Annotated in this window: 3 protein-coding genes; all 3 read left to right on the forward strand. The window is 75.0% G+C overall.

Annotated elements, in window-relative coordinates:
* Positions 1 to 163: 163 nt before the first annotated feature.
* Positions 164 to 487 carry a plasmid stabilization protein gene (locus ACOV8S_RS08140; protein WP_448316994.1) on the forward strand — a complete coding sequence of 108 codons (324 nt, stop codon included), beginning with the start codon at positions 164 to 166 and terminating at the stop codon, positions 485 to 487.
* Positions 488 to 515: 28 nt separating this feature from the next.
* The gene (locus ACOV8S_RS08145; RefSeq protein ID WP_448316995.1) at positions 516 to 1,235 is read left to right on the forward strand and encodes an endonuclease V; all 720 of its coding nucleotides are present in this window, start codon (positions 516 to 518) and stop codon (positions 1,233 to 1,235) included.
* Between the two features lie 163 nt (positions 1,236 to 1,398).
* Positions 1,399 to 2,613 (forward strand): CaiB/BaiF CoA transferase family protein (locus tag ACOV8S_RS08150; RefSeq protein WP_448316996.1); only part of this gene is annotated, 1,215 nt, incomplete at its 3' end.

A 2,613-nucleotide genomic window follows, 5' to 3' on the forward strand; every position in this document is an offset into this window, starting at 1 on the left:
GGCATCTCCAGGACTCGTCCCCCGCATCGGCGTTCCCATGCGCCCTGCGCCGTCGCGCCGTCCGGTCGCCGCCGCACGGCGCCCCTCCATGACCGCACGGAACATGGGTATCCGTCCTGTCTCCGCAGATTCCCGACATGCCGACATGAAGGAGTGCGTGACCATGCCCCGTGGTTCCAGCCCCAAGCGGGAGAGGCAGTACGAGCACATCAAGGAGAGCGAGAAGTCCCGCGGCGCCTCCACCGACCGCGCCGAGGAGATCGCCGCACGCACCGTCAACAAGGAACGCGCCCGCTCCGGCGAGTCGAGGACCGCGAGCCGCGCCTCCACCGAGGACATGTCGTCCGGGAAACGGGGAGGGCAGCGCTCCGGCAGCGGCTCGCAGGGGCCGACGTACGACCAGCTCTACCAGGAGGCGCGGAAGAAGAACGTCCAGGGCCGCTCCGACATGAACAAGGAGCAGCTGCGCAAGGCCCTGGGCAAGTGACCGCCGAGGGGCCGTAGTCTCTTCGGCCGTGACCTACACCCAGGCCGTCACCGCGGCCACCGCAGGAGTTCCCGAGAGCTGGCCCACCAGCGAGGAGGCCGCCCTGGCCGTCCAGGAGGAGCTGCGCGCGCGGCTCCTCCTCGGCGAGGAGGGGCCGCCCCCGGGGACCGGCCCCGTCACCGGCGTCGACGTGGCCTACGACGACGGGCGCGGGGTGGTCGCGGCCGCCGCGGTCACCCTGGACGCGGCCACCCTCGAGGTGACCGGCCGCGCCGTCGCCGTCGGGCCGGTCGCCTTCCCGTACGTCCCCGGCCTCCTCGCCTTCCGCGAGGTCCCCGCCGTCCTGGCCGCCCTGGAGGCCCTGCCCGGCCCGCCCGGCCTGGTGGTCTGCGACGGCTACGGTCTCGCCCACCCCCGGCGCTTCGGCCTCGCCTGCCACGTGGGGGTGCTCACCGGACTGCCCACCGTCGGCGTCGCCAAGAACCCCTTCGTCCTCGCCGCCGACCCGCCCGGCCCCGGCCGCGGCGACCACACCCCGCTGCTCCTGGACGGGGAGGAGGTCGGCCGGGCGCTGCGCACCCGCGCGGGCGTGAAGCCGGTCTTCGTCTCGGCCGGCCACCGGATCTCCCTGGACAACGCCTGCGCCCACACCCTGGCGCTGACCCCCCGCTACCGCCTGCCCGAGACCACCCGGCACGCCGACGCCCTGTGCCGCAGGGCGCTCGAGGAGGCCCTGGCGCGCCCGTGACCGATCCGGTGACCCGGATCGACCGGCATCCGACTGAGCGCTTGCTTTCCAGGCTCTTGTGCGGTGCTCCCCACCTTCGTAGCATCACCGGTGTTACATCAGTTGTGTCACATGCAGGCCGGGGTCGCACCGGGACCGCGCGCCGCGAACAGTGGGGGCTCCGATGACGGTGGCGAACGCGCCACGAAGCCCGGGAGACGGCCCCGGGGCGGGCGGTCCGCGAGGACCGCTGGACGGCGTGCGCGTGCTGGAACTGGCGGGCATCGGCCCCGGCCCGTTCGCCGCCATGCTGCTGGGCGACCTCGGCGCCGACGTGGTCCGGGTCGACCGGCCGGGCGGCATCGCCGTCGCCCCCGACCCCCGGTACGACGTCACCCACCGCAACAAGCGGTCGGTGGTGCTCGACCTCAAGTCGCCCGAGGGCGCCGAACGCGTCCTCGACCTGGCCGAACGGGCCGACATCCTGATCGAGGGTTACCGCCCGGGCGTCGCCGAACGCCTCGGAGTGGGCCCCGAGGCGTGCCACGCCCGCAATCCGCGCCTGGTCTACGGCCGGATGACCGGTTGGGGCCAGGACGGTCCGCTCGCCGACCGGGCCGGCCACGACATCTCCTACCTCGCGCCCACCGGTGTCCTCGGCATGATCGGCGAGGCCGGCCGGCCCCCGGTCGTCCCGGTGAACCTGCTCGGGGACTTCGCCGGCGGCTCCCTGTACCTGGTCACCGGCGTGCTCGCCGCCCTGCACCACGCCCGCGCCACCGGCGCCGGACAGGTGGTCGACGCCGCCATCGTCGACGGCGCGGCCCACCTGTCCGCGCTGATCCACGGCATGCTCGCCGGCGGACAGTGGCAGGACCGCCGCGGGGCCAACCTGCTCGACGGGGGCTGCCCCTACTACGGCGTGTACGCCTGCGCCGACGGCGGTCACATCGCGGTCGGCGCCCTGGAGCCGCAGTTCTACGCCCGCTTCCTCGACCTGCTGGGCCTGCCGGAATTCAAGGACGCGCACGTCGACCTGTCCCGCTGGCCCGCCCTGCGGGAGGCCGTCGCCGCGCGCTTCGCGACCCGCGACCGCGACGCGTGGGCGGCCGTCTTCGAGGAGTCCGACGCCTGCGTGGCCCCCGTCCTCTCACTGCGCGAGGCCCCGCACCACCCGCACCTCGCCGCCCGGGCGACCTTCGTCGAGCACTCAGGCATCGTCCAGCCGGCGCCCGCCCCGCGCTTCTCCCTCACTCCGGGGAGCGTGCGGACCGGCCCGGCGCGCTCCGGGACCGGCACCGAGGAGGTGGCCCGCGACTGGGACCTGCCCGCCCTCCTGCCGGGCTCGGCCGCGAAACCCCCCGCGGGCGACCGCGCCGGGAACCGCGCCGCAGGTGAC

The sequence above is a fragment of the Streptomyces sp. CO7 genome (assembly GCF_053474865.1).